Genomic DNA, 969 nt, shown 5'->3' with positions numbered 1-969 from the left:
CCGTCGCGAACAGCCACACGGTGAGGAAACCCACCCGCGCCGCGCCCCACGTGCCGCGGCTGCAGCTCGACCACGTCCTCGCCGAGGGCGTGCCGTGGCCGGTGGCGCGGGTGTCGGCGACGACGCCCGGGGTGAGCGACCACCGCGCGCTCGTCGTGGACCTGGCGGGCTGACCCCGGCGGGCCGGACCCGGCGGCCCACCGCGCCCTGCCGGTGGGCGCCCTACCGCGCGAGGCGGAACGGCGCCGGGGCGGGGCGGCCCTCGACGAGGTCGGCCAGCACCCGGCCCACCGCGGGCGTGAACTTGAACCCGTGGCCGGAGAAACCCGCCCCCACGACGAGCGGGCCCACCCGGTCGAGCACGAAGTCCTCGGTGTCGGTGGAGGTGTACGTGCAGCTGACGGGCTCCGCCGCGTCGGGGTCCACGCCGGGCAGCCACTGGCGCGCGTAGCGGCGCAGCGCGGCGGCCCGGCCCGGTTCGGGGGCGTAGCTGCGGGCGTCGGGGTCCACGACGGGACCGGCGCGGTGGAAACCCGCCTTGACGCCCTCGCCGGGCGTGAGCATCCCGTAGACGGGCGCGAGCCAGTACGCGTCCTCCGGCGCGCCCGGGTCCGGCCGGTGGTTGAAGCTCGGCCACGCCAGGTCCTCGGCCAGCGGGCGGAAGTGCGCCGGCTGCTCCTCGGTGACCACCAGCCGCGGCAGCGGCAGCAGCCCGCCCAGCAGCCGCTGCGTCCACGCGCCGGCGGTGACGACGACCCGGCGGGCGGTCAGGGTCCCCGTCGCCGTCGTGACCGCGACCTCGTCGTCGCCGCGGACCGCCAGGTGGGTCACGGGCGTCTCGTGGCGCACCTCGGCGCCGTGCCGGGCCGCCTCGGCCTGCAGGGCGCGCAGCGCGTCGCGGGCCCGGACCCGCCCGGCGTCGGGCACGTGCAGCACCCGGGTGCGGAAGCGCATGCCCGGCCAGCGGCG

1 protein-coding gene is annotated in these 969 nt (G+C 78.9%); it reads right to left on the bottom strand.

The genetic code is table 11. The features are described from left to right. Positions 1–222: 222 nt before the first annotated feature. On the bottom strand, positions 223–969 hold a 747-nt coding region (locus ABEB16_RS19485), incomplete at its 5' end, for an FAD-dependent oxidoreductase (RefSeq protein ID WP_345713861.1).

It is taken from the genome of Kineococcus glutinatus (assembly GCF_039542765.1).
GTDB classification, from domain to species: domain Bacteria; phylum Actinomycetota; class Actinomycetes; order Actinomycetales; family Kineococcaceae; genus Kineococcus_A; species Kineococcus_A glutinatus.
The sequence above is the reverse complement of the archived record's forward strand: the minus strand, read 5'-3'. Positions and strand labels throughout refer to the sequence as shown.